This is a genomic window from Pseudomonas sp. 5.2 (assembly GCF_059025405.1).
In genome coordinates this window covers 14,608-38,717 of the sequence record NZ_JBYBHH010000029.1, presented here as the reverse complement: position 1 = coordinate 38,717, position 24,110 = coordinate 14,608, and the positions used below count along the sequence as shown (strand labels likewise).

The 24,110-nt window shown below is 64.5% G+C and carries 23 protein-coding genes and 1 pseudogene; 17 read left to right on the top strand and 7 right to left on the bottom strand.

The features are described from left to right. Positions 1 to 68 precede the first annotated feature (68 nt). Positions 69 to 1,424, top strand: coding sequence for an 8-oxoguanine deaminase (locus AC5PZ0_RS27485; RefSeq protein WP_085273981.1), 1,356 nt, complete (start codon positions 69 to 71; stop codon positions 1,422 to 1,424). Between the two features lie 83 nt (positions 1,425 to 1,507). Beyond that, complete coding sequence (locus tag AC5PZ0_RS27480) at positions 1,508 to 2,455, top strand: adenosine deaminase (protein WP_493856150.1); 948 nt, start codon at positions 1,508 to 1,510, stop codon at positions 2,453 to 2,455. A gap of 19 nt (positions 2,456 to 2,474) precedes the next feature. On the opposite strand, the gene AC5PZ0_RS27475 is transcribed toward AC5PZ0_RS27480, so the two are convergent. Then, a complete protein-coding gene (locus AC5PZ0_RS27475) occupies positions 2,475 to 3,188 on the bottom strand; it encodes an ArsR/SmtB family transcription factor (protein ID WP_274886874.1) in 714 nt (237 codons plus the stop codon). Positions 3,189 to 3,714: 526 nt separating this feature from the next. Here AC5PZ0_RS27475 and AC5PZ0_RS27470 point away from each other — a divergent pair. Then, a complete protein-coding gene (locus tag AC5PZ0_RS27470; RefSeq protein WP_493856149.1) occupies positions 3,715 to 3,912 on the top strand; it encodes a hypothetical protein in 198 nt (65 codons plus the stop codon). Here AC5PZ0_RS27470 and AC5PZ0_RS27465 read toward each other — a convergent pair. Together AC5PZ0_RS27465 and AC5PZ0_RS27460 are read right to left on the bottom strand one after the other, a co-directional pair. Next, positions 3,863 to 5,044 (bottom strand): multidrug effflux MFS transporter, encoded by a 1,182-nt coding sequence (locus AC5PZ0_RS27465; RefSeq protein ID WP_493856148.1) that lies wholly within the window; start codon positions 5,042 to 5,044, stop codon positions 3,863 to 3,865. The two genes, AC5PZ0_RS27470 and AC5PZ0_RS27465, sit on opposite strands and share 50 nt — an antisense overlap. A gap of 112 nt (positions 5,045 to 5,156) precedes the next feature. Beyond that, on the bottom strand, positions 5,157 to 5,354 hold the full coding sequence (locus AC5PZ0_RS27460) for a heavy-metal-associated domain-containing protein (RefSeq protein WP_027594977.1): 198 nt from the start codon (positions 5,352 to 5,354) through the stop codon (positions 5,157 to 5,159). Positions 5,355 to 5,496: 142 nt separating this feature from the next. Between AC5PZ0_RS27460 and AC5PZ0_RS27455 the strand changes: the two genes are divergently transcribed. The 5 genes and pseudogenes from AC5PZ0_RS27455 to AC5PZ0_RS27435 all read left to right on the top strand — a co-directional run bounded on the left by AC5PZ0_RS27455 (position 5,497) and on the right by AC5PZ0_RS27435 (position 10,857). Next, entirely contained in the window at positions 5,497 to 5,883 is a 387-nt protein-coding gene (locus AC5PZ0_RS27455; RefSeq protein ID WP_027594976.1) for a hypothetical protein, read from the top strand. Positions 5,884 to 5,935: 52 nt separating this feature from the next. After that, positions 5,936 to 8,335, top strand: coding sequence for a heavy metal translocating P-type ATPase (locus AC5PZ0_RS27450; RefSeq protein WP_493856147.1), 2,400 nt, complete (start codon positions 5,936 to 5,938; stop codon positions 8,333 to 8,335). After that, positions 8,332 to 8,742: a Cu(I)-responsive transcriptional regulator gene (cueR, locus tag AC5PZ0_RS27445; protein WP_493856146.1), complete on the top strand. Its 411-nt coding sequence runs from the start codon at positions 8,332 to 8,334 to the stop codon at positions 8,740 to 8,742. Before AC5PZ0_RS27450 ends, cueR begins: the two co-directional genes overlap by 4 nt. Before the next feature lie 171 nt (positions 8,743 to 8,913). Beyond that, positions 8,914 to 9,999: pseudogene (locus tag AC5PZ0_RS27440) on the top strand (HAMP domain-containing protein); the annotation flags it as partial. 90 nt (positions 10,000 to 10,089) lie between these two features. Beyond that, the gene (locus AC5PZ0_RS27435) at positions 10,090 to 10,857 is read left to right on the top strand and encodes a methyl-accepting chemotaxis protein (protein WP_371098032.1); all 768 of its coding nucleotides are present in this window, start codon (positions 10,090 to 10,092) and stop codon (positions 10,855 to 10,857) included. Between the two features lie 198 nt (positions 10,858 to 11,055). Here AC5PZ0_RS27435 and AC5PZ0_RS27430 read toward each other — a convergent pair whose 3' ends face one another. Continuing rightward, the gene (locus AC5PZ0_RS27430) at positions 11,056 to 11,835 is read right to left on the bottom strand and encodes an AraC family transcriptional regulator (RefSeq protein WP_274886872.1); all 780 of its coding nucleotides are present in this window, start codon (positions 11,833 to 11,835) and stop codon (positions 11,056 to 11,058) included. Between the two features lie 107 nt (positions 11,836 to 11,942). Then, a complete protein-coding gene (locus AC5PZ0_RS27425) occupies positions 11,943 to 13,220 on the bottom strand; it encodes an acetyl-CoA C-acetyltransferase (RefSeq protein WP_493856145.1) in 1,278 nt (425 codons plus the stop codon). A 118-nt stretch (positions 13,221 to 13,338) separates the two neighbouring features. Here AC5PZ0_RS27425 and AC5PZ0_RS27420 point away from each other — a divergent pair, with 118 nt between their 5' ends. From AC5PZ0_RS27420 to AC5PZ0_RS27385, 8 genes are all read left to right on the top strand, one after another. Further along, a complete protein-coding gene (locus AC5PZ0_RS27420) occupies positions 13,339 to 14,691 on the top strand; it encodes a 3-oxoacyl-ACP reductase (protein WP_265969662.1) in 1,353 nt (450 codons plus the stop codon). Between the two features lie 2 nt (positions 14,692 to 14,693). Next, a complete protein-coding gene (locus tag AC5PZ0_RS27415; RefSeq protein WP_085273988.1) occupies positions 14,694 to 15,545 on the top strand; it encodes a MaoC family dehydratase in 852 nt (283 codons plus the stop codon). Positions 15,546 to 15,607: 62 nt separating this feature from the next. Then, positions 15,608 to 15,913 (top strand): MazG-like family protein, encoded by a 306-nt coding sequence (locus AC5PZ0_RS27410; protein ID WP_027594968.1) that lies wholly within the window; start codon positions 15,608 to 15,610, stop codon positions 15,911 to 15,913. Then, positions 15,910 to 16,659 (top strand): methyltransferase, encoded by a 750-nt coding sequence (locus AC5PZ0_RS27405; protein ID WP_493856144.1) that lies wholly within the window; start codon positions 15,910 to 15,912, stop codon positions 16,657 to 16,659. Before AC5PZ0_RS27410 ends, AC5PZ0_RS27405 begins: the two co-directional genes overlap by 4 nt. A 22-nt stretch (positions 16,660 to 16,681) precedes the next feature. After that, the gene (locus AC5PZ0_RS27400; RefSeq protein ID WP_085273990.1) at positions 16,682 to 17,317 is read left to right on the top strand and encodes a DUF4136 domain-containing protein; all 636 of its coding nucleotides are present in this window, start codon (positions 16,682 to 16,684) and stop codon (positions 17,315 to 17,317) included. Between the two features lie 19 nt (positions 17,318 to 17,336). Further along, positions 17,337 to 17,906: a DUF4136 domain-containing protein gene (locus tag AC5PZ0_RS27395; RefSeq protein ID WP_274886867.1), complete on the top strand. Its 570-nt coding sequence runs from the start codon at positions 17,337 to 17,339 to the stop codon at positions 17,904 to 17,906. 191 nt (positions 17,907 to 18,097) lie between these two features. Next, on the top strand, positions 18,098 to 18,568 hold the full coding sequence (locus tag AC5PZ0_RS27390; RefSeq protein ID WP_027594964.1) for an A24 family peptidase: 471 nt from the start codon (positions 18,098 to 18,100) through the stop codon (positions 18,566 to 18,568). Between the two features lie 119 nt (positions 18,569 to 18,687). Further along, a complete protein-coding gene (locus tag AC5PZ0_RS27385; protein ID WP_099428252.1) occupies positions 18,688 to 19,464 on the top strand; it encodes a response regulator transcription factor in 777 nt (258 codons plus the stop codon). Between the two features lie 57 nt (positions 19,465 to 19,521). Here the strand turns inward: AC5PZ0_RS27385 and AC5PZ0_RS27380 are convergent, their stop codons facing one another. Both AC5PZ0_RS27380 and pbpC read right to left on the bottom strand, forming a co-directional pair. Next, positions 19,522 to 21,195, bottom strand: coding sequence for a ShlB/FhaC/HecB family hemolysin secretion/activation protein (locus tag AC5PZ0_RS27380; RefSeq protein WP_493856143.1), 1,674 nt, complete (start codon positions 21,193 to 21,195; stop codon positions 19,522 to 19,524). Positions 21,196 to 21,288: 93 nt separating this feature from the next. Then, entirely contained in the window at positions 21,289 to 23,643 is a 2,355-nt protein-coding gene (pbpC, locus tag AC5PZ0_RS27375) for a peptidoglycan glycosyltransferase PbpC (protein WP_493856142.1), read from the bottom strand. Positions 23,644 to 23,720: 77 nt separating this feature from the next. Here pbpC and AC5PZ0_RS27370 point away from each other — a divergent pair, with 77 nt between their 5' ends. Further along, positions 23,721 to 24,014: a hypothetical protein gene (locus AC5PZ0_RS27370; protein ID WP_027594960.1), complete on the top strand. Its 294-nt coding sequence runs from the start codon at positions 23,721 to 23,723 to the stop codon at positions 24,012 to 24,014. The last annotated feature ends 96 nt before the right edge of the window (positions 24,015 to 24,110 follow it).

Here is a 24,110-nt window from a genome sequence, read left to right as displayed (position 1 = left end):
ACCTGGATCAGCAGACAGGGCAACACTGAGCTGGCTAACCTGAACCCACTTTCAGAGGAGCCGGCACCATGCCTGCGACCCGTATCTGGTTGAAATCCCCCCTTGCCATCTTCACTGCCAACGGCGCCGACGCCCGTGGCGGGCTGGTCATCGAAGACGGCCGCATCACACAACTCCTGGCCCTTGGCGAAAGCCCCAGCCAACCGTGCGACCAAGTGTTCGATGCCCGCGAACATGTGGTAACCCCCGGCCTGATCAACACCCATCACCACTTCTACCAGACGCTGACCCGCGCCTGGGCACCGGTGGTCAACCAACCGCTGTTCCCTTGGCTGAAGACGCTGTACCCGGTATGGGCACGCCTCACCCCCGCGAAGCTGGCGCTGGCCAGCCAGGTGGCACTGGCTGAACTGCTGCTGTCGGGCTGCACGACTGCGGCCGATCACCATTACCTGTTCCCGCAAGGCCTGGACAACGCCATCGACGTGCAAGTCGAAGTGGTGCGCAAGCTGGGCATGCGCGCGATGCTGACCCGCGGCTCCATGAGCCTTGGCGAAGACGACGGCGGCCTGCCACCCCAGCAAACGGTGCAACAGGGTGAAGTGATCCTGGCCGACAGCCAGCGGCTTATCCACAGCTACCACGAGCGCGGCGAAGGTGCGCAGATCCAGATTGCCCTGGCACCCTGCTCGCCCTTCTCGGTCACGCCCGAGATCATGCGGGCCAGTGCCACGCTGGCCGAAGAGCTGGATGTGCGGCTGCACACCCACCTGGCAGAGACCCTTGATGAGGAAGACTTCTGCCTGCAGCGTTTCGGCCTGCGCACCGTGGACTACCTGGACAGCGTCGGCTGGCTCGGCCCACGCACTTGGCTGGCTCACGGCATCCACTTCAATGGCGACGAAATCGCCCGCCTGGGCGCGGCCGGCACCGGTATTTGCCACTGCCCGAGCTCGAACATGCGCTTGGCCTCGGGCATCTGCCCAACCGTCGACCTTGAAGCCGCCGGTGCCCCCGTGGGCCTGGGCGTAGACGGTTCGGCCTCCAACGACGCCTCCAACATGATCCTCGAAGCCCGCCAAGCGCTGTACCTGCAGCGCTTGCGCTATGGCGCCGAGCAGATCACCCCAGAGCGTGCCCTGGGTTGGGCCACCCGCGGCTCGGCGCGCCTGCTGGGGCGCCAGGACATCGGCGAGCTGGCCGTCGGCATGCAAGCCGACCTGGCGTTGTTCAAGCTCGACGAACTGCGCTTCTCCGGCAGCCATGACCCGCTGTCGGCGCTGCTGCTGTGCGGCGCCGACCGCGCCGACCGAGTCATGGTCGGTGGCCAGTGGCGGGTCATCGATGGGCAAATCGAAGGCCTGGATATCCAGGGCCTGATCGCCGATCACCGCCAGGCGGCCGCGCAGCTCATCGCCGGTTGAGGCAACACAGGGCCTGGCCGGGCGCAATGCCTGGCCAGGCCCTGTAGAATGGCGGCAACCGTACCTGATCGAGATAACCAACTATGTATGACTGGTTGAACGCCCTGCCCAAGGCCGAACTGCACCTGCACCTGGAGGGTTCGCTGGAGCCCGAGCTGCTGTTTGCCCTGGCCGAGCGCAACAAGATCGCCCTGCCTTGGGACGATGTCGAAACCTTGCGAAGCGCCTACGCCTTCAACAACCTGCAGGAATTTCTCGACCTTTATTACCAAGGCGCGGATGTCTTGCGTACCGAGCAAGATTTCTACGACCTGACCTGGGCTTACCTGCAACGGTGCAAGGCGCAGAACGTCATCCACACCGAACCCTTCTTCGACCCGCAAACCCACACAGACCGCGGTATCCGCTTCGAGGAGGTGCTCAACGGCATCAACCACGCGCTCAAGGATGGCCGGGACCAACTGGACATCAGCAGTGGCTTGATCCTGAGCTTCCTGCGCCACCTCAGCGAAGACGAAGCGCACAAGACCTTGGACCAGGCACTGCCGTTCCGCGATGCCTTCATTGCCGTAGGCCTGGACAGCTCCGAAATGGGCCACCCGCCGAGCAAGTTCCAGCGTGTGTTCGACCGCGCCCGCAGCGAAGGCTTTGTCGCCGTTGCCCACGCCGGTGAAGAAGGCCCGCCCGAATACATCTGGGAAGCCCTGGACCTGCTGCACATCAAGCGTATCGACCACGGCGTACGTGCCATCGAAGACGAGCGCCTGATGCAACGTATCATCGACGAGCAGATCCCACTGACCGTCTGCCCGCTGTCGAACACCAAGCTCTGCGTGTTCGACCACATGAGCCAGCACAACATCCTGGACATGCTCGAGCGCGGGGTGAAGGTCACCGTCAACTCTGACGACCCGGCCTACTTCGGCGGCTACGTCACCGAAAACTTCCATGCCTTGCATACCCACCTGGGCATGACCGAAGACCAAGCGCGCCGCCTGGCGCAAAACAGCCTGGACGCGCGACTGGTCTGATCAGCCGTTGGCGTTGCGGTTACCCAACCTGCAACGTCTGCACGCGGGCAATGCGATTGATCTGCTGGATGCCCAGCGCCGAGATATGCAAAGCCCGCGTGTCCTCCGATTCGCGCATCCAACCCGACTGCAGAAACAGCCTGAACAAGGCCTGCCCCAGAACGCCGCCCAAGTGTGGCCCCTGGTTGTTCCAGTCAGTGCAACGGCAGATCACACACCCCCGTTGCTGGTGCGGTGCCAAGGCATCTATGTAGACGCCGACCCGCGCCAGCTCTGCCCGCCCTTGTTCACTGACCACCAGTTGCCGGTCAGTGCCCTCCAACCAGCCCGCCACCACCAGACGGTGATACAACTCCCCGGCCAGCTCGCCGCCGAGGTGGTCACCGCAGCGCCGCGCCCTGCGTATCGACATCGGCAACTGCAAGGCTGCCGCCTCGGGCTGGTCGTCTCTGGCGCTGCCCAACTGCACGCTGGCCAGTGCTTCCACCGCTGCCCCTACCTGAGGCGTGGCCAGGCGGAAGTAGCGTTTGCGGCCCCGTGCCTCATGCCGCAGCAAACCCGCCGAAGACAGCAACGAGAGGTGGGCGCAGGCGGAAGATGAGGTCAGCCCGGTCATCATCGCGAGCTCGTTCGCCAGCCGTGGGGTGCCGTCGATCAGCGCCCACAACATGGCGCTGCGCTTGGGGTCGGCCATCAGGCTGGCGATCTGGCTGATACTGCTGACTGCGTTCATGTCCCTGTAACTCCCTGCACGTTTTTATATGGATGCAATGGCCAACCCTGGCACTGGGATCGCCTGCCTGACAGTCGCCGGCCCTGAGAGGGAAACCCTGCTCGCTGGCATCGGCGCTGGTCGCCAGTATAAGCCGCAGAAACCCCCTCTCAGGGCGCTAGCCGCTTCAGCCCACCTGTCAGAAGTCCACTGGGTATACCTACCCATGAGAGATGATGTGACTGTGCAGTGAGACCGCCCAATGCCCCGCAGTTGAGCAGTGCCCCAGCACTCAGCGGGACAGAGGCAGGTCATGAGCACTATTCGCCCTGCGCAGGTTCGGACGCGACCGACAAGCAGCTTCCATAAATAGCGCAAACAAAAGCGAAGCTTCTACATGCCTCCAGGTATTACACCCGGCGCATGATGGTCAGGAGGGAAGAACAGGGGGAAATGACCGTCAGTCAGACCACGGATGCCGGTCATGGCAGGCACAGGGCACAGCGCTACACTTCTTCCGCTCACACCCCATTGGAGGTATGCCGCGATGAAAATTGTCGTCAGTGCGTCGAGCCGCAACCCCGTTTGCCCTTGGCAGGTTCAGCTCGACCAACACGTGGTGAGTTTCCGCAGCGAGGCCGAGGCGCGTGCCTTCGTCGCCACATTGGAAACCCGCCTGCAGGCGCCTCACCCGCTTATGCAGAACGCCTGGCCTGCAAACGCCGGGTCAGCAGCGCGACACTGACCACCAGCGCCCCGCACAGGCTGATCACCAGTGTCATCGGCACCGCACTGCCATCGTGCAACAGCCCGACCAACGCCGCCGCGCCTGCGGCGACACTGAACTGCAGGCAGCCCATCAGCGCCGAGGCGCTGCCTGCGCGTGCGCCCTGCCCGCTCATGGCGCAGGCCGACGCATTGGGGATGATGCAACCCAGGCTGGCGATACACACGAACAACGGCACCAACAGCGGCCACAACTGGCTCGGCCGCAGTGCGGCGACGCCCAGCAATACCAAACCTGCAGCCAGGTACATCCATACAGCACGCACCAGCAGGAAGGCTGGGCCGCGCTTGGCCAGCAAACGGGCATTGACCTGCGCCACGAGGATAAAGCCCGCCGCGTTGGTGCCGAACAACCAGCCATAGTGCTCGGCAGGCACGCCATATAACTTGATGAAGACGAATGGCGACCCCGCGATGTAGGCAAACATACCGGCAATGGCAATACCACCGGTCAAGGCATGGCCAAGAAACACCCGGTCATTGAACAAACGCAGGTACTGGCGCAGCGCCCCGGACAGCGGCTGGCGCGGCATGTCCGCCGGCAGGCTTTCCGGCAGGCCCAGGCTGACCGCCAGCAGGCAGGCCGCGCTGAACAGGCTCAGGGCGAGGAAGATCGACTGCCAACCTGCCAGGTTCACCAACACCCCGCCAAGCATTGGCGCCAGGATCGGCGCCAGGCCCATCACCAGCATCAACTGCGAGAACACCTTGGCCGACGCCACCGGGTCGCACTTGTCACTGACGATCGCCCGCGACAGCACCATCCCAGCACAACCGCCCAGGGCCTGGACGAACCGCGCCAGGACCAGGGTGTCGAGGTTGGGGGCATAGGCACAGGCCAGCGACGCCAGGGTAAACAGCGCCACGCCGAACAACAGCGGCTTGCGCCGCCCGAAGCGGTCGGCCACCGGGCCATAGGCCAACTGGCCGATGGACAGGCCAAGGAAGTAGGCGGCCAAGGTGGCCTGAACGTGTTTTTCATCGGTGGCGAAAGCCTGCGCCATGGCCGGGAAGGCGGGCAGGTAAAAGTCGATCGCCAAAGGCCCGAACGCACTCAATGCGCCCAGGATGAGCACCATTCGCAGGTTCATCAGGAATCCATAGCAGGCTAAGCAAGTGCGTAAGTCTACCTGCTAAGGACTCGACCAGCATGAAAAGATTTGCAACAAAACCGGGGGCCTCATGCGCCCCCGGCGCAGGGCTTCACGCCAGCTCGGCCTGGTAGCCCTCGTCACGAATCGCGGTAAGGATCTGCTCCACCGCCATGGCACTCTGCACCCGCACCTGCTTGCCTGCCAGGTCGACCTCGACCTTGGCATCGGCGTCCTGCCCCTGCACCGCACGGGTCACCGCTTTGACGCAATGGCCACAGGTCATGCCTTGTACATTGAACACTTGCATAGGGTTGCCTCCTTCAGGTTTTCACGCAGTTTCAAGCTTGCCATCGGGGCAAGGTCAAGCCCCTGCGCGCGTCCGGGCTGGAAATCCGCGCTCACGTCGGCCAAGCTGCGCCTTTGACGATCAGGCAAGCAGGAGATTCATCATGTTCAGGGCAGCATTGGGCGTCGTCGGGCTTTTGAGCGCGCTGGCTGCGGTGCCACCGGCCAACGCCGAAGGCAACTCGGACTACAGCGTACTGATCATTTCGCGGGAACGCCTGGAAGTGGCCACCAACTGCGAAATCGGCGTGTACCTCAACGATCAGCTCTCCGGGCGCGTATTCCAGGAGCAATCGACCGCCTTCAACCTGCCACCAGGCCCTGTGGATATACGCCTGCGCCTACTGCCAGGGCAGACCCCCGGTTGCGCCCCCGGTATCGAAGACCAGCGCAGCACACGTTTGAACCTGCAGGCGGGCCAGATCAACAAATACCGGATTGCCATGGGCCACAATGGGCTGGAATTGAAGCGCGCCGGCCTAGGCTATTGACCTTGCCTACGTGGCAAGGTTGATGCTGGAGGCCAATCCAAGGAGGACAGCCATGCCCGCATCCACCACCTTCGACCTGCCGATTTCCGGCATGACCTGCGCCAGCTGTGCTGGCCGGGTCGAGCGCGCCCTGCGCAAGGTCGACGGCGCTGAACAGGTCAGCGTCAACCTCGCCACCGAACAGGCCCGGGTCCAGGCCCCGGCCAGCAGCCTGCCGGCCTTGCTCGACGCCGTGCGTGAAGCCGGCTATGGCGTGCCCACCCGTACTGTCGAGTTGCAGATTGGCGGCATGACCTGCGCCAGTTGCGTCGGCCGCGTCGAGCGCGCACTCGGCAAACTGCCTGGGGTCGAGCAGGTCAGCGTTAACCTGGCCAGCGAACGCGCGCACCTCGAGGTGCTCGCGGCCCTCGACGACAGCCTGCTGATCGACGCCGTGCAAAAGGCCGGCTACAGCGCCAGCCTGCCGCACGCAGGCCACGATGATCAGCGCGATGCCCAGCGCCGCCTGCGCAACGAACGCCTGGCGGTCGGTGCCGCCTTGCTGCTGGCCCTGCCACTCGTCTTGCCCATGTTGCTACAGCCCTTTGGCCTGCACTGGATGCTGCCCGCCTGGGCGCAGTTCCTGTTGGCTACGCCCGTACAGTTCATTCTCGGTGCACGCTTTTACGTGGCCGCCTATAAGGCCGTGCGTGCCGGCGCCGGCAACATGGACCTGCTGGTGGCCCTTGGCACCAGCGCCGGTTACGGCCTGAGCCTGTACCAATGGGCACAAGCCCCTGCCGGCATGGTTCCACACCTGTATTTCGAAGCCTCGGCCGTGGTCATTGCCCTGGTCTTGCTGGGCAAGTACCTGGAGAGCCGCGCCAAACGCCAGACCGCCAGCGCCATTCGGGCCCTTGAAGCACTGCGCCCCGAACGCGCGGTACGGGTGGTCGATGGTCGTGAAGAAGATGTGGCCATCGCCCAACTGCGTGTGGGTGACCTGGTCGTGGTCAAACCCGGTGAACGCTTCCCAGTCGATGGCGAAGTCGAGGAAGGCAGCAGCCATGCCGACGAGGCCTTGATCAGCGGCGAGAGCCTGCCAGTGCCCAAGCAGCCTGGCGACCCCGTCACCGGTGGTGCCATCAATGGTGAAGGGCGGCTGCTGGTGCGCACCCAGGCATTGGGTACCGAAACCGTGCTGGCCCGGATCATCCGCCTGGTCGAAGATGCCCAGGCGGCCAAGGCGCCTATCCAGAAGCTGGTGGACCGGGTCAGCCAGGTATTCGTCCCCGCCGTACTGGTGATCGCGCTGATCACGCTGATCGGCTGGTGGCTGGCCGGTGCCCCACTGGAAACCGCGCTGATCAATGCGGTCGCCGTGCTGGTGATTGCCTGCCCCTGTGCACTCGGCCTGGCAACGCCAGCGGCGATCATGGCCGGCACCGGTGTCGCCGCCCGCCACGGCATCCTGATCAAGGACGCCGAAGCCCTGGAGCGTGCCCATGCGGTAAACCGGGTCGTGTTCGACAAGACCGGCACCCTGACGTCCGGCAGCCCACGCGTGGTCCACAGCCAGGCACTGGTCGGCACCACCGCCGACCTGCACCGCTTGGCCGGCGCCCTGCAGCGCGGCAGTGAGCACCCATTGGCCAAGGCCGTGCTGGAGGCGTGCGCCGAGCAGCAACTGGATGTGCCAACAGTCGTCGACAGCCAGTCGCTGACCGGGCGTGGTATCGCCGGGCGGGTGGAAGGCCGTGACTTGGCCCTGGGTAATCGTCGCCTGCTCGAAGAGAGCACGCTGCAACCCGGCGGCTTGGCCGCCAAAGCCCACGCGTGGGAGGCTGAAGGGCGTACGCTGTCCTGGTTGATCGAGCGCGGCGCGCAACCTCGCGTGCTGGGCCTGTTCGCCTTCGGCGACAGCCTCAAACCGGGCGCAAAGCAGACTATCGATAGCCTGCACGCACAACACATCAGCAGCCACCTGCTGACTGGCGATAACCGCGGCAGCGCGAAGGTGGTTGCCGACGCCCTCGGGATCGACGACGTGCATGCCGAAGTGCTGCCTGCCGACAAGGCCGCCACCGTGACGGCACTGAAACAGGACGGCGTGGTGGCGATGGTTGGCGACGGCATCAACGATGCCCCGGCCCTTGCCGCTGCCGACATCGGCATCGCCATGGGCGGTGGCACCGACGTGGCCATGCAGGCCGCCGGCATCACCCTGATGCGCGGCGACCCACGCCTGGTACCCGCAGCCCTGGAGATCAGCCGCAAGACCTACGCGAAAATCCGCCAGAACCTGTTCTGGGCGTTCATCTATAACCTGGTCGGTATCCCCCTAGCCGCGCTGGGTTACCTCAACCCGGTACTCGCCGGCGCCGCCATGGCCCTGTCCAGCGTCAGCGTTGTCAGCAATGCGCTGTGGCTCAAGACCTGGAAACCCACCAGCAGCTCCCAGGAGGCCCCATGAACATCGGCCAGGCCGCCCGCCGCAGCGGGCTCAGCACCAAGATGATCCGCTACTACGAGTCCATCGGCCTGCTCAAGCCAGCCACCCGCAGTGACAGCGGCTACCGCCTTTACCAGCCAGAAGACCTGCACAGCCTGGCCTTCATCAAGCGCTCCCGCGACCTGGGCTTTTCTCTGGAAGAGGTCGGCAAGTTGCTGACCCTCTGGCAAGACCGCCAAAGGGCCAGTGCCGACGTCAAGGCGCTGGCCATGCAGCATATCGATGAGCTGAACCGGCGCATCGATGAGCTGGTGAGCCTGCGCGATACCCTCGGCGACCTGGTCTCCCACTGCCAGGGAGACGAGCGGCCGGACTGTCCGATCCTGAAGGATTTGGCAAACGGAAACGTTGGCGGATGTTGCCGCTGAGGCTCGACACGACGCTTTGGTATGCCATATTCGCCTAAACACGACCGAATCATCGCCTAGTGCGACATTCCCTAATAAATACGGGCATTTGCCTTCATCTAATCCCGGACGCTGCCGATGCAGTAACTACCTGCCTCGTGTGTCGACAACAAAAAAATTCCGGGAGCGTCGATGAGCATCAAACAGAAACTGACCTGGGCATTCGCGGTCATCGCCGGCTTGCCCATCGTCCTCGTGGCCACCTTGGTGGTCCTCAACCTGCGCGGCGAAGCCCGCGACGGATTCCTCGACAGCAGCAGCCGGGAAATTCGCCAGGTCAGCAACGCGATGAACATCTTCTTCCAGGGCATCAACCAGAACGTCGAATACCTGGCCTCGCAACCCATGATTGCGGCCACGGGCAACAACCTGAACAAGTTCATGAGCGCCAACCCATCGTATGAGCTGGGCGAGCAGGACAAGCAGGTGCTCGAGTTCTTCACCCGCCTGGCCGATTCCCACCCAGGCTACGCCTACCTTTCCTACGGTGTCAGCGACGGCGGCTATGTCGGCTGGCCCGCGGGGCAGAAGTTCGTCAACTACGACCCCCGCCCTCGCCCGTGGTACCAGTTGGCCATGGCCAACCCTGGCAAAACCCTGCGTACCGGCGCCTATTACTGGGCCGCCGACGACGCCGTGCTGGTCAGCACCGTGCGCGCCGTGGCCAACCAGCTGGGTAACCCGGGTGGCGTGGTCAACATCGATGTGTCGCTCAAGGGCCTGACCCAGATCGTCCAGCAGATCAAGCTGGGTGAAAGCGGCTACCTGATGCTGGTGGAAAACAACGGCAACGTGATGGTCGACCCACGTGACGCCAGCCACAACTTCAAGCAGCTGGGCAGCTTCGGTAACGGCTATGCCGACCTGGCCAAGGCAGGTAAAGGGCTGGTCGAAGTCGAGCTCAATGGCGTGCGCTACATGGCCAACATCTACCCCGACGAGCAACTGGGCTGGACCTTCATCGGCCTGATCGAGCAAAGCGAAGTGATGCAGACCACCACCCGCCTGACGTGGTTGATCGGCACCATCGCACTGGTGCTGGCCGCGCTGTTCGCCGTGGTCGGTGCGGCGTTCGCCAAGCTGATCGTGCGCCCGATCAACAGCGTCACCAGCGGCCTGGAAGACATCGCCCAGGGCGAAGGCGACCTGACTCGCAACCTGGAAGTGCGCGGGCGCGACGAAACCGCCCAACTGGCCAGCTGGTTCAACCAGTTCCTCGGCGCGATCCGCAGCCTGATCCAGCACATCGGCTCTGCCGCCAGCAAGATCCTCAGCACCTCCACCAGCTCGACCCGGGTGTCCAGCGACATGGCCGAGGCGGCCGGGCGCCAGCGCGAAGCCGTGGACATGGTCTCTACCGCCTTCCACGAAATGGTCGCCACCGCCAACGAAGTCGCCCGCTCTTGCAGCCAGGCGGCGCAGTCGGCCGACAGTGGCCAGCAGCAAGCCCGTGAAGGCCAGCAGCAGATCGATGCAGCCGTGAACAGCGTCGACCGCCTGAGCCAGGAGATCGAGCAATCGGCCCAGTCGATTCAGCAGCTGGAACGCGACAGCAACGCCATCCAGTCGATCCTCGGCACCATTCGCTCGATTGCCGAGCAGACCAACCTGCTGGCCCTCAATGCCGCGATCGAGGCCGCCCGCGCCGGTGAACAGGGCCGTGGCTTCGCCGTAGTCGCCGATGAAGTGCGGGCGCTGGCCAAGCGTACCGCCGACTCCACCGCCGAGATCGATGGCCTGCTGGGCAACCTGGCCAGCCGCACCGCCGAGGTTGCCGAACAGATGCACGCCAGCCTGGAAGTGTCGCAGCAGTCGGTCAGCCGCATTGGCCTGGCCCGCGACAGCTTTGGCCAGATCCGTGAGTCGGTGGACGTGATTCGCGACATGAACACGCAGATCGCCACGGCAGCGGAAGAGCAGCATCAGGTGGCCGAGGACATCAACCGGCACATCAGCCAGATCCATGGCGATGCGCAACTGGTGGCCGAACTGGCCCAGGCTGCGCGCCAAGACTCCGAAAGCCTGGCAGGGTTGTCCAACGAGCTGGATTCGCTGGTACGACGCTTCCGCACCTGACGGCGCAAGCGACCTGTAGGAGCAGCCTTGTGCTGCGAAGAGGCCGGTGAAAACAGCATAGATTTTCGCTGCTATCACTGGCCTCTTCGCAACTGAAGCAAGCGACGTGTAGGAGCAGCCTTGTGCTGCGAAAAGGCCGGTAAAAACAGCATAGATTTTCGCTGCTATCACTGGCCTCTTCGCAGCACAAGGCTGCTCCTACAGTTTCAGTTCCCCTGGCGTCGCCCCAAACAACTGCTTGAACGCCGCGATGTAAGCCGAAGTCGAGTCATACCCACACCCCAACGCGGCCTCCGTTACATTCTCCCCCGCCTCCAGCAACGCCAGCGATGACAGCAGCCGCATGCGCTGACGCCAGTTGCGAAAGCTCAACCCCGTCTCACGCTGAAACAGCCGCATCAGCGTCTTCTCCGAACACTCCAGTTGCAGCGCCCATTGCTGCAAGGTCTGGGCTGTATCCGGTGCCGCGATCAGACCATTACACAACGCCAGCAACCCCGGATGACGCGGGAGGGGCAACGAGAACCCGACTTCCGGCAACGTGCGCAACTGGTCGAGCAGCACCGCGACCAATCGCGATTCGGCGCTGTCGGCTTCCGGGTAATCCGCCGGGAACAGGCAGAACTGCTTGATCAACTCCCGCGCCAGCGGCGTCACCTCCAGCACCCGGCAGTGCTCCGACGCCCACGGGCAGGCGTCGCGGCGCACGTACAGGCTGCGCATTTCGGCCTGCATCGACGTCACCACTTCGTGTTCGGCGTCCGCCGGGATCCACACACCCCACTGAGGGGGCGCGAAATAGCTGCCATCGCGGGTGTATACGCCGAGAACGCCACTGATGGCGTAGGAAAACTGCACCCAGTCGTGCTGATGGCGAGTGGTCCAGGAGCCGGCCCCGAGGCTTTCGGCACGGGCATAAAGGGGCCTGGGCAGGTGGTCGAGCGCCGGGATAGCCCGGGGATGTCCGATGATCGGCATGGCAGTTTCTTGTAGTTCTGATCGGACAAGCCTACCAGTTGCGCGACATGACTGTGACACCTGCCCCGTCCTTCTTCGCGGGGGCCGCTACGCGGCCCCCCACCTGATCACCGTTCGACGATGACCGTCACCCCTTGCCCACCTGCCGCGCAAATCGAAATCAAACCGCGGCCCTTCCCCGCCGTGGCCAGCAGCTTCGCCAGGTGGGCCAATATTCGCCCTCCGGTCGCGGCAAACGGATGCCCCGCCGCCAGCGAACTGCCTTTGACGTTGAGCTTGCTACGGTCGATTGCCCCAAGCGGTGCGTCCAGCCCCAGGCGATCACGGCAGTAGTCCGCGTCCTCCCAGGCCTTGAGGGTGCACAACACCTGGGCGGCGAAGGCTTCGTGAATCTCGTAGTAGTCAAAATCCTGCAGGCTCAACCCATTGCGCGCCAACAGGCGCGGCACTGCGTACACCGGCGCCATCAACAACCCTTCACGGCCCGTGACGAAATCAACCGCTGCGGTCTCGCCGTCAACCAGGTAGGCCAGCACCGGAAGCCCCTGTGCCTGCGCCCATTCCTCCGTGCCCAACAGCACCAGCGATGCGCCATCGGTCAAAGGGGTGGAATTGCCTGCGGTAAGCGTGCCCTGGCCACTGCGGTCGAATGCCGGTTTGAGCTTGGCCAGTTGCTCCAAGGTCAGGTCCGGTCGCAGGTTGTTGTCACGGCTAAGCGCCAGGAAGGGCGTGAGCAGATCATCCTGCCAGCCTTCGGCATAGGAGGCCGCAAGCCGCTGATGGCTAAGCAAGGTCAGTGCATCCTGCTCGGCGCGGTCGATCCGCCAGGCCTGCGCCATGCGCTCGCAATGCTCGCCCATCGACAGGCCTGTGCGCGGTTCGCCATTGCGCGGCAACTCAGGCTTCAGGTGACCGAGGCGCAACTTCAGGAACGGCTTCAGCCGTTCACCCAGGCTTTTGCCGCGGTTGGCCTCCAGCAGTATGTGGCGCAACCCTTCGTTAACGGCAATCGGCGCATCGGAGGTGGTGTCGACACCGCCCGCGATGCCGCTGTCGATCTGCCCAAGGGCAATCTTGTTGGCCACCAGCAAGGCCGCCTCCAGCCCCGTGCCGCAGGCCTGCTGGATGTCGTAGGCCGGCGTGCGCGGCGACAAACGCGAACCGAGCACGCATTCGCGGGTCAGGTTCATGTCACGGGAGTGCTTCAGCACCGCGCCCGCCACCACTTCGCCCAGCTGCAGCCCATGCAAGCGGTAACGCTCGATCAGGCCCTCCAGAGCGACGGTCAGCATTGCCTGGTTGCTGGCGGTGGCGTAGGCACCATTGGAACGGGCGAACGGGATTCGGTTGCCGCCAATGATCGCGACCCGGCGAGGTGAACGCATGCGCATGTTCCTCCTGAAACAATTTAAACCGTACAGCCTAGGTGTTTTTACCGCATTCGAACGACCTTGCCACAAAGTTGGTCCACACTTTCAAGCTTGCCTTCAGGGAGACCCACTCATGAGCGATCGCTACCTCGGCTTTGCCAACTCCAACCTCGGCCGCCGCCTTGTGGATGCCCTTGGCCTGCCACACCCGGCCCCGCTGGAGCGCTGGCAGGCAGGCCGCCTGCGCCCGGTAGAGGGTGCCCTGGTACTGGGTGGCGGGCCACTGACGCGCCAGGTAGAGGCCATCGCCCCACGCCTCACCGACGAACTCTACAGCTTCAATGCCGAAGGGTTACAGGCGCCGGCCTGGGTTGCAGGGCTTGGGCCGAAGCTCAAAGCCGTGGTGTTCGATGCCACTCACCTGTCCGACAGCGATGAATTGAAGCAGTTGCGCGAATTTTTCCAGCCGTTGCTGCGCAGCCTGGCGCCCTGCGCCCACGTGGTGATCCTCGGGCGCGCACCGGAAGGCCTCGACGACCCACTGGCCAGTGTCACGCAACGGGCGCTCGAAGGGTTTAGCCGCTCGCTGGCCAAAGAGCTGCGCAACGGCGCGACCGCACAGTTGCTGTATATCGGCCAAGGTGCTGAAGACCAGTTGGAAGGTGCCCTGCGCTTCTTCCTTTCGCCCAAGAGCGCGTTCATTTCTGGCCAGGTGCTGCGCCTTGAAGCCTGCGCCAGCCAGGTCCAGGACTGGACGCGCCCGCTTGGCGGCCGACGTGCCCTGGTGACCGGCGCTGCACGCGGTATCGGCGCGGCGATTGCCGAAACCCTGGCGCGGGACGGCGCCGAGGTGCTGCTGCTGGATGTGCCGCAAGCCCGGCAAGACCTCGAAGCCCTCGCCGCGCGGCTGGGCGGCAAGGCACTGGCGCTGGACATCTGCGCCAATGACGCCGCAGCGCAGTTGCTCGAAGCGCTGCCCGGGGGTATCGACATCGTGGTGCACAACGCCGGCATCACCCGCGACAAGACCCTGGCCAACATGACCCCCGAATATTGGGATGCGGTGATGGCCGTGAACCTCAAGGCACCGCAGGTACTCACCCAGGCACTGTATGACGCAGGCGCGCTCGGCGAGAACGCACGCATCACGCTGCTGGCGTCGGTCAGCGGCATTGCCGGTAACCGCGGGCAGGCCAACTATGCGGCGAGCAAGGCCGGCTTGATCGGCTTCGCTCAGGCCTGGGCGGCTAAACTCGCAGCGCAGGGTGCCAGCATCAATGCCGTGGCCCCCGGCTTCATCGAAACGCACATGACCGCCGCCATGCCCATGGGGCTGCGCGAGGCCGGGCGCCGCTTGAGCTCACTGGGCCAAGGCGGGCGGCCACAAGACGTCGCCGAGGCCATTGCCTGGCTCAGCCAGCCAGGCTCCGGCGCGGTCAATGGCCAGGTGCTGCGGGTCTGTGGCCAAGCGCTGATGGGGGCCTGACCATGAGCCGACACTGGCACGACCTGCACGCCCCGGACTCACGCGCGAGCCTTTACCTGCGTGCGGCCAGCAAGCGCAAGATCAGCGGCGACAAGCTGCCCGACGAAGGCCTGCGCTGCGTGATGCGGGTTCAGCCCGACAACCTGGCAGCCTACCGCCGACTCTGCCACTTCACCGACGATGGCCGCCTGCCCGCTACTTATCCCCATGTGATGGCCTTCCCCCTGCAATTGCAGCTGCTGACGGCGCACAGCTTCCCCTTCCCCTTGCTCGGGCTGGTGCATCTGCAGAACCGCATCGAGGTGTTGCGGCCACTGGGCGGCATCGATGCATTGCGTTTCGCCGTCTACGCCGACAACCTGCAACCCCACGCCAAGGGCGCCACCTTCGACCTCATCACGGAAGCCGAAGATGCCCTGGGCCTGCTCTGGCGCGAATGCAGCCGCACGCTGGTGCGCGGGCTACGCTTGGAGGGCCAGGCCAGCGAGCAAACAGACAGCGCGCCTGACGCACTGGCAGAGGCGAGCCGCTGGTATGCCGACAGCGATATCGGCCGGCGTTACGCCAAGGTCTGTGGTGACTACAACCCGATTCACCTGAGCGCCGCCAGTGCGCGACTGTTTGGGTTCCCCAAGGCCATTGCCCATGGCATGTGGAGCAAAGCCATGGCACTGGCGGCCCTGCGCGGGCACCTGCCGAACAGCGGCTACAGCTTCGAGGTGGAGTTCCGCAAACCGGTGCGATTGCCTTCCGAGGTGGTGCTCAGTGCCAGCGAAGCCGGGCCAGAAGGTGAACTACGGCTGGATGGGCAGGGTGAATTGCTGCACATGGTTGGCCGTTGGGGTGGCCTGTAGGCGCACGCCTCTTGCTTTGCATCGGGCCTGCGCCGAAGCTATGCGGCATTAGGAGACCCCCGATGAACCTGCAAGAACTCACCGAACGCCTGCACCGGATCCGCGACAACAACGATTGGCGCGGCTTCCACAGCCCGAAGAACCTGGCCATGGCCGCCAGCGTTGAAATGGCCGAACTGGTCGAAATCTTCCAGTGGCTGAGCGAGGACCAATCCCGCCAGCTGCCTGCCGACACACTCGCCCACGCCGGCCAAGAAGTGGGCGATGTGGTGCTCTACCTGTTGCTGCTGTGCAGCGAGCTGGGCCTGGACATGGACCAGGTGGTAAGGGCCAAGCTGGCCGACAGTGAAAGGCGCTTCGCCCGATGAACGACCGTCACTTCGATGAACTGGCCACCCGCTTCGCCGAGAAAATCTACGGCGGTGCCAAGGGCGCCATTCGCCTGGCCGTGCTGCAGGCCGACCTGGCCGAAACCTTGCCTGATCGCCCGCTGCGCATACTCGACATCGGTGCAGGCCTGGGCCACATGGCCCTGTGGCTGGCACAACGCGGCCATCACCTGACCCTCGCCGAACCCGCCGCGCCCATGCTCGAGGGTGCCCGCGCGCGCTTTGCCGAGGCAGGCCAGACGGCCACCTTCATCCAGGCGCCGTGGCAGGACCTGCTTGGCCAGCTGACCGAACCTTACGACCTGGTACTGTGCCACGCCGTGCTCGAATGGCTGGCCGAACCAGAAAGCATCCTGCCCGTGCTGCACCAGCTCACCGCGCCCACCGGGTGGCTTTCGCTGGCGTTCTACAACCGCGACGCACTGGTCTATCGCAACCTGCTCAAGGGCCATTTCCGCAAACTGCGCAGCAACCGCCTGGAAGGTGAAAAGCAGAGCCTGACTCCGCAGAAACCCCTTGATCCGCGTGAGCTCAAGGCGCAACTTGATCCTATGTGGCAGGTCGAAAGCGAGAGTGGCGTCAGGGTGTTCCACGACTACATGCCCAAGGAGTTCCAAGCCAAGGCCGAAATGCTCGACCTGCTGGAAATGGAACTGGCCCACCGCCGACACCCAAGCTTTGCCGGGCTCGGTCGCTACCTGCACTGGATCTGCCGCCCCCGCTGACCCCGCCCGCCGGGAGGAATACATGCCGTACCGTCTGTTGTGCCTGGCCCTGCTGCCCCTTGCCCTGGCTGCCTGCCAGGGCAGCAACCCGTATGTCGCCAGTAGCCGCCCCTTACCGCCCGCCCCTGCGCAGGCGGCCACCACCTTCGATGCCAGTGCCTACCCGGCACCCGCCCGCGACTACGGGCACTACCGCAGCTGGAGCTGGCGTGACGGCCAGTTGCCCAGCGGCACAGCCAATGCCGACCCGGCACAACTGGCCGATGCCATCAGCGGCGCGCTCGACCAGCATGGCCTGCGCCCTGCCCGGGGCAGCGCCGGCGATTTGCTGGTAAGCGCCGACATGCGCCTGGAAAAACGCCTGCGCCAAGTACGTGACTACGACACCTACGACCCCTACTACGGCCCCTACCCCTACGGCAGCGTGGGTTACGGCGGCTACCGCAACGGCTACGGTGCCTATGCCAGCACGCCGATCGTGCGCACCTACGAGGTGGAGGTGATGGTGGTACGCATCGACCTGTACGACGCTCGCAGCGGCCAGCCGGTGTGGAGCGCCAGTGCTGAAAGCAACAGCGACAAGGACTCGCCGCGTGATCGCGAAAGCGCCTTGCGTGATTCGGTGCACAAGGCGCTCAGCGGCTATCCTCCCAGTTAACGTTTAACGGAGAACCATCATGTTGCGCCGTCTCGTTCTACTGTCATTCGCGCTGGTGCTCACGGCCTGCTCGAGCAACAACGTCCAGCAGGATTTCGACGCCAGCCGCGATTTTGCCGCCTACCGCAGCTGGGCGTGGCAGGAACCCGGCTTGCAATACCGCCCGGACGACCCTCGCATCAAAAGCGACCTGACCGAGCAGCGCATTCGCCAGGCCGTGGCCGACCAGCTCGACCAACGCGGCCTGCGCCCGGCACCGGGCAATGCGCGGCCTGACCTGAAAGTGCGCGCCTACCTCATCGTCGAGCAGCGTCAGCAGCAGATCACTACCAACTATGGCGGTGGCTGGGGTGGTTACTGGGGTGGCTACTGGGGCGGGCCGATGTACAACGAAACCCGCAGCGTCGACTACAAGGTCGCCACCATCCAGGTCGACATGTTCGATGGGCGGGACGACAAGCTGGTCTGGCGTGGCAGTGCTGAACAGATCATGAACAATTACCCGCCAAGCCCGGAAGAACGTAACAACGCGATCCAGAATACGGTGACCAATGTGCTGAGCAACTACCCACCCGGCAGCAAGAAGTAATGCGCCGAGGCCCATCGTCGGCTTGCCGGCGATGGGCCAACACAAGCCCCGTCAGCTGCGACATCTTCTGACCCCGTCACGCCTTTTTCCCTTCCCGCCGCGCCCGCTTGCAACTTCGCGTCTACCCTGAATTCAAGGAAACCTGACTGACCGGGTAGAAGTGTTCAACAATTAGGGAAGGCGACCTGCCAATGCAAAGCATTGTTCTTCTGATGTGGCTTGCCTTGTGCTCCGAACAGGATGTGCGTCAACGGCAGATATCCAACGCGCTGACCCTGGGCGTCGCGGCCTGCGCCCTGGCCTGGCTGTTCGCCACCGGCCACAGCTGGATCGGTGCCGACGCCAGCGACGCCGGTTGGGCGTTGGCCATCGTCATGCTGCTGACGTTACCCGGCTACATGCTCGGGCGTTTCGGCGCCGACGACGTCAAATTGATGGGCGCCCTGGCGCTCGCCACCAGTCCTCAATATGTGCTCGGCACCTTCATTGGTGCGGGTATCACAGTCGTGCTCTGGCTGCTGTCGCGTCGCCGCCTGTGGACCTTGCTCAACCCTAAGGTCAAGAAGCGCTTGCAGGCCCTGACGGAGCAAATGGGCGACAAACAGGCCTTCGTACCGTACGTCCTGGCGGGCTTTATGCTGACAGCGGTATGGATCCAATAATCATCCCTGTTGTCCTATAACTTGTACGGACCTTGTACAGAATCGCCAAGTGCGACTACTTTTAAGCTGCCGGAGTGTCTAGCCCGGGAGCAGGGCCGATTACGAACAGGGAGTTGATCGTGAACAAGCCGTCCAGTGAAGTGAAGGTGCTGGTGGTCGATGACCAGCCATTGATCGTCGAACAACTGTGTGAATACCTCGAAAGCCAGGGCCACGTGTGCGTCCCAGCCCATTCCACCGCCCAAGCCATCGAACGCTACTCGGCCGACCCGAAGATTGGCCTGGTGCTGTGCGACCTGCACATGCCCGAGCGTGATGGCATCGACCTGGTCCGCGCCTTGAAGGAGCTGGCCGGCAACAAGCGCATGTTCGAAGCCATCATGCTTACCGGTCGTGCCGACAAGCAGGACGTGATCCGCGCCTTGCGCGCGGGCTTTGTCGACTATTACCAAAAACCGGTAGATTTTGACGAACTGCTCGAAGGCTTACGCCGTCAGGAAGCGACGCTGTTGGAGCGTCAGCGCAACATGAAAGACCTCGGTGGCCTCAACCAGCGCCTGCAGGACCTGGCAGAGTCGGTCGACGAGCTCTACCACGACCTGGAAAAGGCCCGCGGCCAAGGCGTGCACCGCCGTGCCAGCGATGTCGAAGAAAGTGAAAACGAGCTGCCCGCCGTGTTCGAGAAGCTGTCGCCGCGTCAACTGGAAGTGGCCCGCCTGGTGAGCAAGGGCAAGACCAACTACCAAATTGCCTGTGAACTGGGCATTACCGAGAACACCGTGAAACTCTACGTTTCCCAGGTGCTGCGCCTGACCCACATGCACAACCGCACGCAGCTGGCGCTCGCACTGACGCCGAGTTCTTCACCGGTGCATCAGCGCTTTACCGCTCATTGAAAGACTGGCCTGTCAGCGGCATCCGATTTGCCGTTGATAGGCCATTAGCCCTACGCCTCATTCCATCTGGTAGGTAAGGCTTAGCGTCACGCGTGGCCCGCGGCTCAGGCTATCCAGGGCAACATCGGCCAAGGGCTTCGCGACCTCCACCGCCAAATTGAAGTAGCGCCCATCCCCCAACCGCAGCCCCAGCGCAGCGGACGCCATGTGGGCATCCTCGACATTGCTGCGGTTGTACCAGGCCTGCGCAGCATCGAGTACCGCATAGGGTTGCAGCACCTTCAGCCAGTTACCGTTGTGCCGAACACGGTAGCCAAGCTCGTACGCTACCCCCCACCCCTTGTCCCCTGCTGCCTGGTTGCGTGGATAACCGCGGCCGAAAGTTTGCCCGCCAAACACCGCCCGCTCGCTGTCGGGCAGTGTGTCGTCGCTCCAGTACAAGGCACCAGACGCCACCCCCTGCCAATCATTGAACAACACATCGCTCTGCAAACCCGAGAGGCGAAAACGCAGAAAGTCCAGGTCATAGTCGGCATCGCTGCACGCCCCCAGATAATCCAGGCCTTGATAGACGCCGGCACTGACGATACGCAAGCGGCGACCGTCGGCCTTGCGCCAATTGCCTTCAAATGACACCGCGCGTACGTAGCTGTCGTACTCGTGTGACGGCGACAGCCCCGCAGGCCGATCTTCGAGGTGCTCACTGATCGCGTAGAAGCGCCCCGCCACCGTCATCCACTCATCCGCCTTGACGATCAGCGGCTGGCCAAGGCCAACCGAATAACGCTCGCTTTCACGCTGCTGAGTCAAATCGCTGCCGTCCTCCAGCCGAATTCGGGTACCCGGCGTGCTGCGATAGCGCGAAGCCGACACCAGCAACTGGCTGCCTTCAGCATCCAGGTACTGGCTGTAGTCCAACCGCTGGTAATGCGCCTGGTCATCGCCGGGCGGCAGCAACACGCTTGCCTGAAACTGTTCGGCATAGCGGGTCTGGGCGTTGCTGGTGACGGTGAACAGCGCCTGGGCGTCCTCACGGCTGCCATCGCTTACGGTAACGCCAGCGGCGAACGGCGTACGCCGCGCGTGGACCGTCAGCTGAGCGGCGCCCTCAGGCGACTGCGCCGCAGCCAATTCAGCGTCCACCACCACGCCGGGGAGGCGCTCGGCGAGGCCCAGGTAGCGATCGAGTGTTTCCCGCGTCAGCGGGCGTTCCGCCTGCAAGCGCTGCAGCAACTGCTGCAGGTAGGTGCGGGCCGAGCCGATGTCGCCTTCCAGCCGGTACCCGTGGACATAGCCCTCGACCAAAACCACCTCAACACGGCCGTCAGTGACATCCTGCGGCGGGAGGTAAGCGTACGACAGCAGGTAGCCTTCTTGCCGGTAACGTTGAGTAAGGCGCGCGGTGAACTGCTGCAACTCGCCCAGCGTGGTTTCACGCCCGATCAACGGCTGGTAGTGGTCACGCAGGTCACTCAAAGGGAACACCGTCCCCCCTTCGAAGCGCACCTTGTGCAACACCAGGCGGGTCTCCAGCGGCGCCCAGCCTGCCGCGCTGGCGTTCGGCAGCGCCAGCTGCAGGCGTGGGGCAAGTGGGCGGTAGGTGTCCAGCGGCAGGTTGGCGGCGGGCAGGCGACGCTCGTTTTCGTGGCTGTCGAGAAAGCCCGGCAACGGCTCCGCGCGGGCCACCAAGGCCCAGGGCAGCAACAAAAGAGGCATGACCAGAGGACGCATAGGACGCTCCATGATCCCTCGTGTACCGGGGCGCCAGCCGGTCACACCCGTCTTGTGCAAAGCGTAGGTGCTGGCCCGGCAATCGTCGAACGGCTACTCGCTGACCTGAAACGCCACCCGCGCGGTCTCGCCACTTTCATCCAGCGCGCTGAGCTCGATCTGCCCGGGCCGTTCGAAACGTACCAGCAGGCTGTCCTGGCCTTGGGTCTCGCCCAACGGCTGGCCGTTGAGGAACCACCAGCGCCGCCCGCCGCCGCCCAAGGCGGAAACGTGCAATTGCAACGGTTCGCTGCTGGTTGCCGGACGGCGCAGGTTGTCCCCCGGGCGCACGCCGACAATCGACAGCGGGGGTGCGCTGGCGGGCGCCTGCGGCGGGCAGGCCGGGTCTACTGCCGGCAGGCGCGCTGCACGCCGTTCGACCCTGGGCAGCCAAGGCTCCAGCGGGGCGGGCCAGAGCGCGATGTCGCGTACCTTGGCCCCAGGGCAACTGCCGTCGACCCGCAGCCCTTGCGCATTAACCCAGACGCGCTCACGCAGGCCCAGCCCGAGCGGCTGATCGGCCGCCTGCAAGGTCGGCGGCGTGGTGCCGTCGAGGGTCCAGGCAAAGCGCTGGCGGCGGCAGTTGGGGTCTTGCCGATTCATCGGCTGGCCCAGCGGCCAGCAGATGGCTGCCACGCCGATGGTAGGGGGCACCTGCTCGACCGGCACGCTGATACCGCGCTGGGCATCGCGGTTGCTTAGCAGGTCATGCACCTGAAGCATCAACGGCGCCGCCGAGGCCAGGCCGAACTGCCCGGGTACCGGTGTACCGTCGGGGCGGCCGATCCATACACCAATCAAGTAGCGCGGGCCGACCCCAACCGACCAGGCGTCACGAAAGCCATAGCTGGTACCGGTCTTCCAGGCCAGTTGCGGGCGCTGCACCAGTTCGGCGTGCGGGTCGCGGTCGGGGCGTGCCTGGCCGCTCAGAATACGCCGGATAATCCAAGACGCCCCAGGCGACAGCAGGCGTCGCTCTACCAGCGGGTCCTGCGGCTGCAGGCGGATGCGCGCACTGTTGCCGGCCCGGGCCAGCGCCGCATAACCGCCGACCAGGTCTTCCAGGCGGCTGCCCGCCCCCCCGAGGATCAACGACAAGTTGGGCTCGGCCAAGGGCGGCAGCATCAGCGGCATGCCGGCCATGCGTAATTGTGCGGCGAAGCGTTTCGGGCCATACGCTTCCAGCAACTGAACGGCCGGCAGGTTGAGCGACAGCGCCAGTGCCGAGCTGGCCGACACCGGCCCGCTGAACCCCATCGAGAAGTTGCCGGGCCGATAGTCGCCGTAGCGCCTGGGCACATCCTGCAGCAGCGATTCGGAGTGGATCAGGCCGTCATCCAATGCCATGCCGTAGAGGAAGGGTTTGAGCGTGGAACCGGGCGAGCGCAATGAGCGGACCATGTCGACGTGGCCGAAGCGGCGTGCGTCGTTAAGGTCGATCGAACCCAGGTAGGCGCGCACTGCCATGGTCTGCGCCTCGACCACCAGGATCGCCGCCGACGTGCGCTCCGGCAGGCGTGCGCGCCAGCCCAGCAGCAGGTCTTCGAGGCGCCTTTGCAAGGCTGCGTCTAGGGTGGTGCGGATTAGCGGTGGGCTATTCGCCGTGTTAAGCCGCCGCGCCAGCAACGGTGCCAGTGCCGGTTCCTGACGTGGCGCCAGCAGCAAGGGCTCCTCGGCAGCTTCCTTGAGCTGCTGGGCTGGCCATACTTGGTATTCCTCCAGGCGCTGCAGCACTTTGTCGCGCGCACGCTGGGCACGCTCGGGGTGGCGGTCCGGGCGCAAGCGGCTGGGTGCCTGGGGCAGCACCGCAAGCAGCGCCGCCTCGGCAGGTGTCAGGTGTTTGGGCGATTTGCCCAAGTACGCCCAACTGGCGGCTGCCACGCCCTGCAGGGTGCCGCCGAAAGGTGCACGGTCGAGGTAGATCTGCAGGATTTCGCGCTTCGACAGGTGCCACTCCAGCTGCGCCGTACGCCATAACTGGCGCAGCTTGCCGGCCAACGTCCGGTCATGCGGATCGAGCAGGCGCGCCACCTGCATCGACAGCGTACTGCCCCCCGACACCACGCGCCCTCCGCGCAGGTTCAGCCAGGCCGCACGGGCCAGGGCCAGCGGGTTGACCCCAGGGTGGCGATAGAACCAGCGGTCCTCGTAGGTCAGCAACGCCTGCAGGTACAACGGCGAGACCTCTTCCGGGCTGACCGGGTAGCGCCACACGCCATCGGCGTCGGCAAAGCGCCACAACGGCGTGCCGTCTTCGGCCAGCACCACCCGCGCCAGGTCGTCGCCGGGCATGGGCAACGGCCAGATACGGTCGGCCAGCCACACCAGGCCCACGGCCAGGACCAGGGTGATGGCGCTACCACGCACAATCCTGCCCGCACGCGTGCGCGGCCGCGCTAAGCTTGGCATCGGGAACCGACTTGGCCAACTGATGGCCAAAGGCTTGGGAACGGCAACCTCGCCGGTGTGTTGATCAGGAAGCAACTATGCATGTAGAAGATTTTTTCGGGTGGCTGGGCCACGCACTCGGGTCGTTGATCCGCTTTATCGTCGACGCATTGAGCGGGCTGTTCAACCTGCTGGCCAATGCCGGCGGCAATTTCATCGATGGCCTGGCACGCACCCTGGGCATGGACACCTCGCTGGTCAGCATCCTTGCCCTGGTCGTCGGCCTGATGCTGCTGTACTCGGCAATCCGCGCCTTCATGCGCGCTTCGATCATCCTCGGGATCATCTGGTTGGTGCTGGGGTTGTGGGTGATGAGCTGGGTGATTCACTAAAGGCCATCGCCGCACCTCGCAGTGTGTGTGTGTAGGAGCAGCCTTGTGCTGCGAAGAGGCCGGTACAGGCAACAGGATTTTCGTTGCTCATACCGG

Excerpts from the sequence above, each read along its gene's own strand:
- AC5PZ0_RS27390 (WP_027594964.1), top strand. The coding sequence starts at position 18,098 with ATGCAAAGCATTGTTCTTCTGATGTGGCTTGCCTTGTGCTCCGAACAG.
- AC5PZ0_RS27480 (WP_493856150.1), top strand. The coding sequence starts at position 1,508 with ATGTATGACTGGTTGAACGCCCTGCCCAAGGCCGAACTGCACCTGCAC.
- AC5PZ0_RS27460 (WP_027594977.1), bottom strand. The coding sequence starts at position 5,354 with ATGCAAGTGTTCAATGTACAAGGCATGACCTGTGGCCATTGCGTCAAA.
- AC5PZ0_RS27475 (WP_274886874.1), bottom strand. The coding sequence starts at position 3,188 with ATGAACGCAGTCAGCAGTATCAGCCAGATCGCCAGCCTGATGGCCGAC.
- AC5PZ0_RS27370 (WP_027594960.1), top strand. The coding sequence starts at position 23,721 with ATGCATGTAGAAGATTTTTTCGGGTGGCTGGGCCACGCACTCGGGTCG.
- AC5PZ0_RS27425 (WP_493856145.1), bottom strand. The coding sequence starts at position 13,220 with ATGCGTTCACCTCGCCGGGTCGCGATCATTGGCGGCAACCGAATCCCG.
- AC5PZ0_RS27455 (WP_027594976.1), top strand. The coding sequence starts at position 5,497 with ATGTTCAGGGCAGCATTGGGCGTCGTCGGGCTTTTGAGCGCGCTGGCT.
- AC5PZ0_RS27410 (WP_027594968.1), top strand. The coding sequence starts at position 15,608 with ATGAACCTGCAAGAACTCACCGAACGCCTGCACCGGATCCGCGACAAC.
- cueR (WP_493856146.1), top strand. The coding sequence starts at position 8,332 with ATGAACATCGGCCAGGCCGCCCGCCGCAGCGGGCTCAGCACCAAGATG.
- AC5PZ0_RS27435 (WP_371098032.1), top strand. The coding sequence starts at position 10,090 with ATGGCCGAGGCGGCCGGGCGCCAGCGCGAAGCCGTGGACATGGTCTCT.
- AC5PZ0_RS27415 (WP_085273988.1), top strand. The coding sequence starts at position 14,694 with ATGAGCCGACACTGGCACGACCTGCACGCCCCGGACTCACGCGCGAGC.
- AC5PZ0_RS27470 (WP_493856149.1), top strand. The coding sequence starts at position 3,715 with ATGAAAATTGTCGTCAGTGCGTCGAGCCGCAACCCCGTTTGCCCTTGG.
- AC5PZ0_RS27420 (WP_265969662.1), top strand. The coding sequence starts at position 13,339 with ATGAGCGATCGCTACCTCGGCTTTGCCAACTCCAACCTCGGCCGCCGC.
- AC5PZ0_RS27405 (WP_493856144.1), top strand. The coding sequence starts at position 15,910 with ATGAACGACCGTCACTTCGATGAACTGGCCACCCGCTTCGCCGAGAAA.
- AC5PZ0_RS27450 (WP_493856147.1), top strand. The coding sequence starts at position 5,936 with ATGCCCGCATCCACCACCTTCGACCTGCCGATTTCCGGCATGACCTGC.
- pbpC (WP_493856142.1), bottom strand. The coding sequence starts at position 23,643 with ATGCCAAGCTTAGCGCGGCCGCGCACGCGTGCGGGCAGGATTGTGCGT.
- AC5PZ0_RS27485 (WP_085273981.1), top strand. The coding sequence starts at position 69 with ATGCCTGCGACCCGTATCTGGTTGAAATCCCCCCTTGCCATCTTCACT.
- AC5PZ0_RS27430 (WP_274886872.1), bottom strand. The coding sequence starts at position 11,835 with ATGCCGATCATCGGACATCCCCGGGCTATCCCGGCGCTCGACCACCTG.
- AC5PZ0_RS27380 (WP_493856143.1), bottom strand. The coding sequence starts at position 21,195 with ATGCGTCCTCTGGTCATGCCTCTTTTGTTGCTGCCCTGGGCCTTGGTG.
- AC5PZ0_RS27400 (WP_085273990.1), top strand. The coding sequence starts at position 16,682 with ATGCCGTACCGTCTGTTGTGCCTGGCCCTGCTGCCCCTTGCCCTGGCT.
- AC5PZ0_RS27465 (WP_493856148.1), bottom strand. The coding sequence starts at position 5,044 with ATGAACCTGCGAATGGTGCTCATCCTGGGCGCATTGAGTGCGTTCGGG.
- AC5PZ0_RS27395 (WP_274886867.1), top strand. The coding sequence starts at position 17,337 with ATGTTGCGCCGTCTCGTTCTACTGTCATTCGCGCTGGTGCTCACGGCC.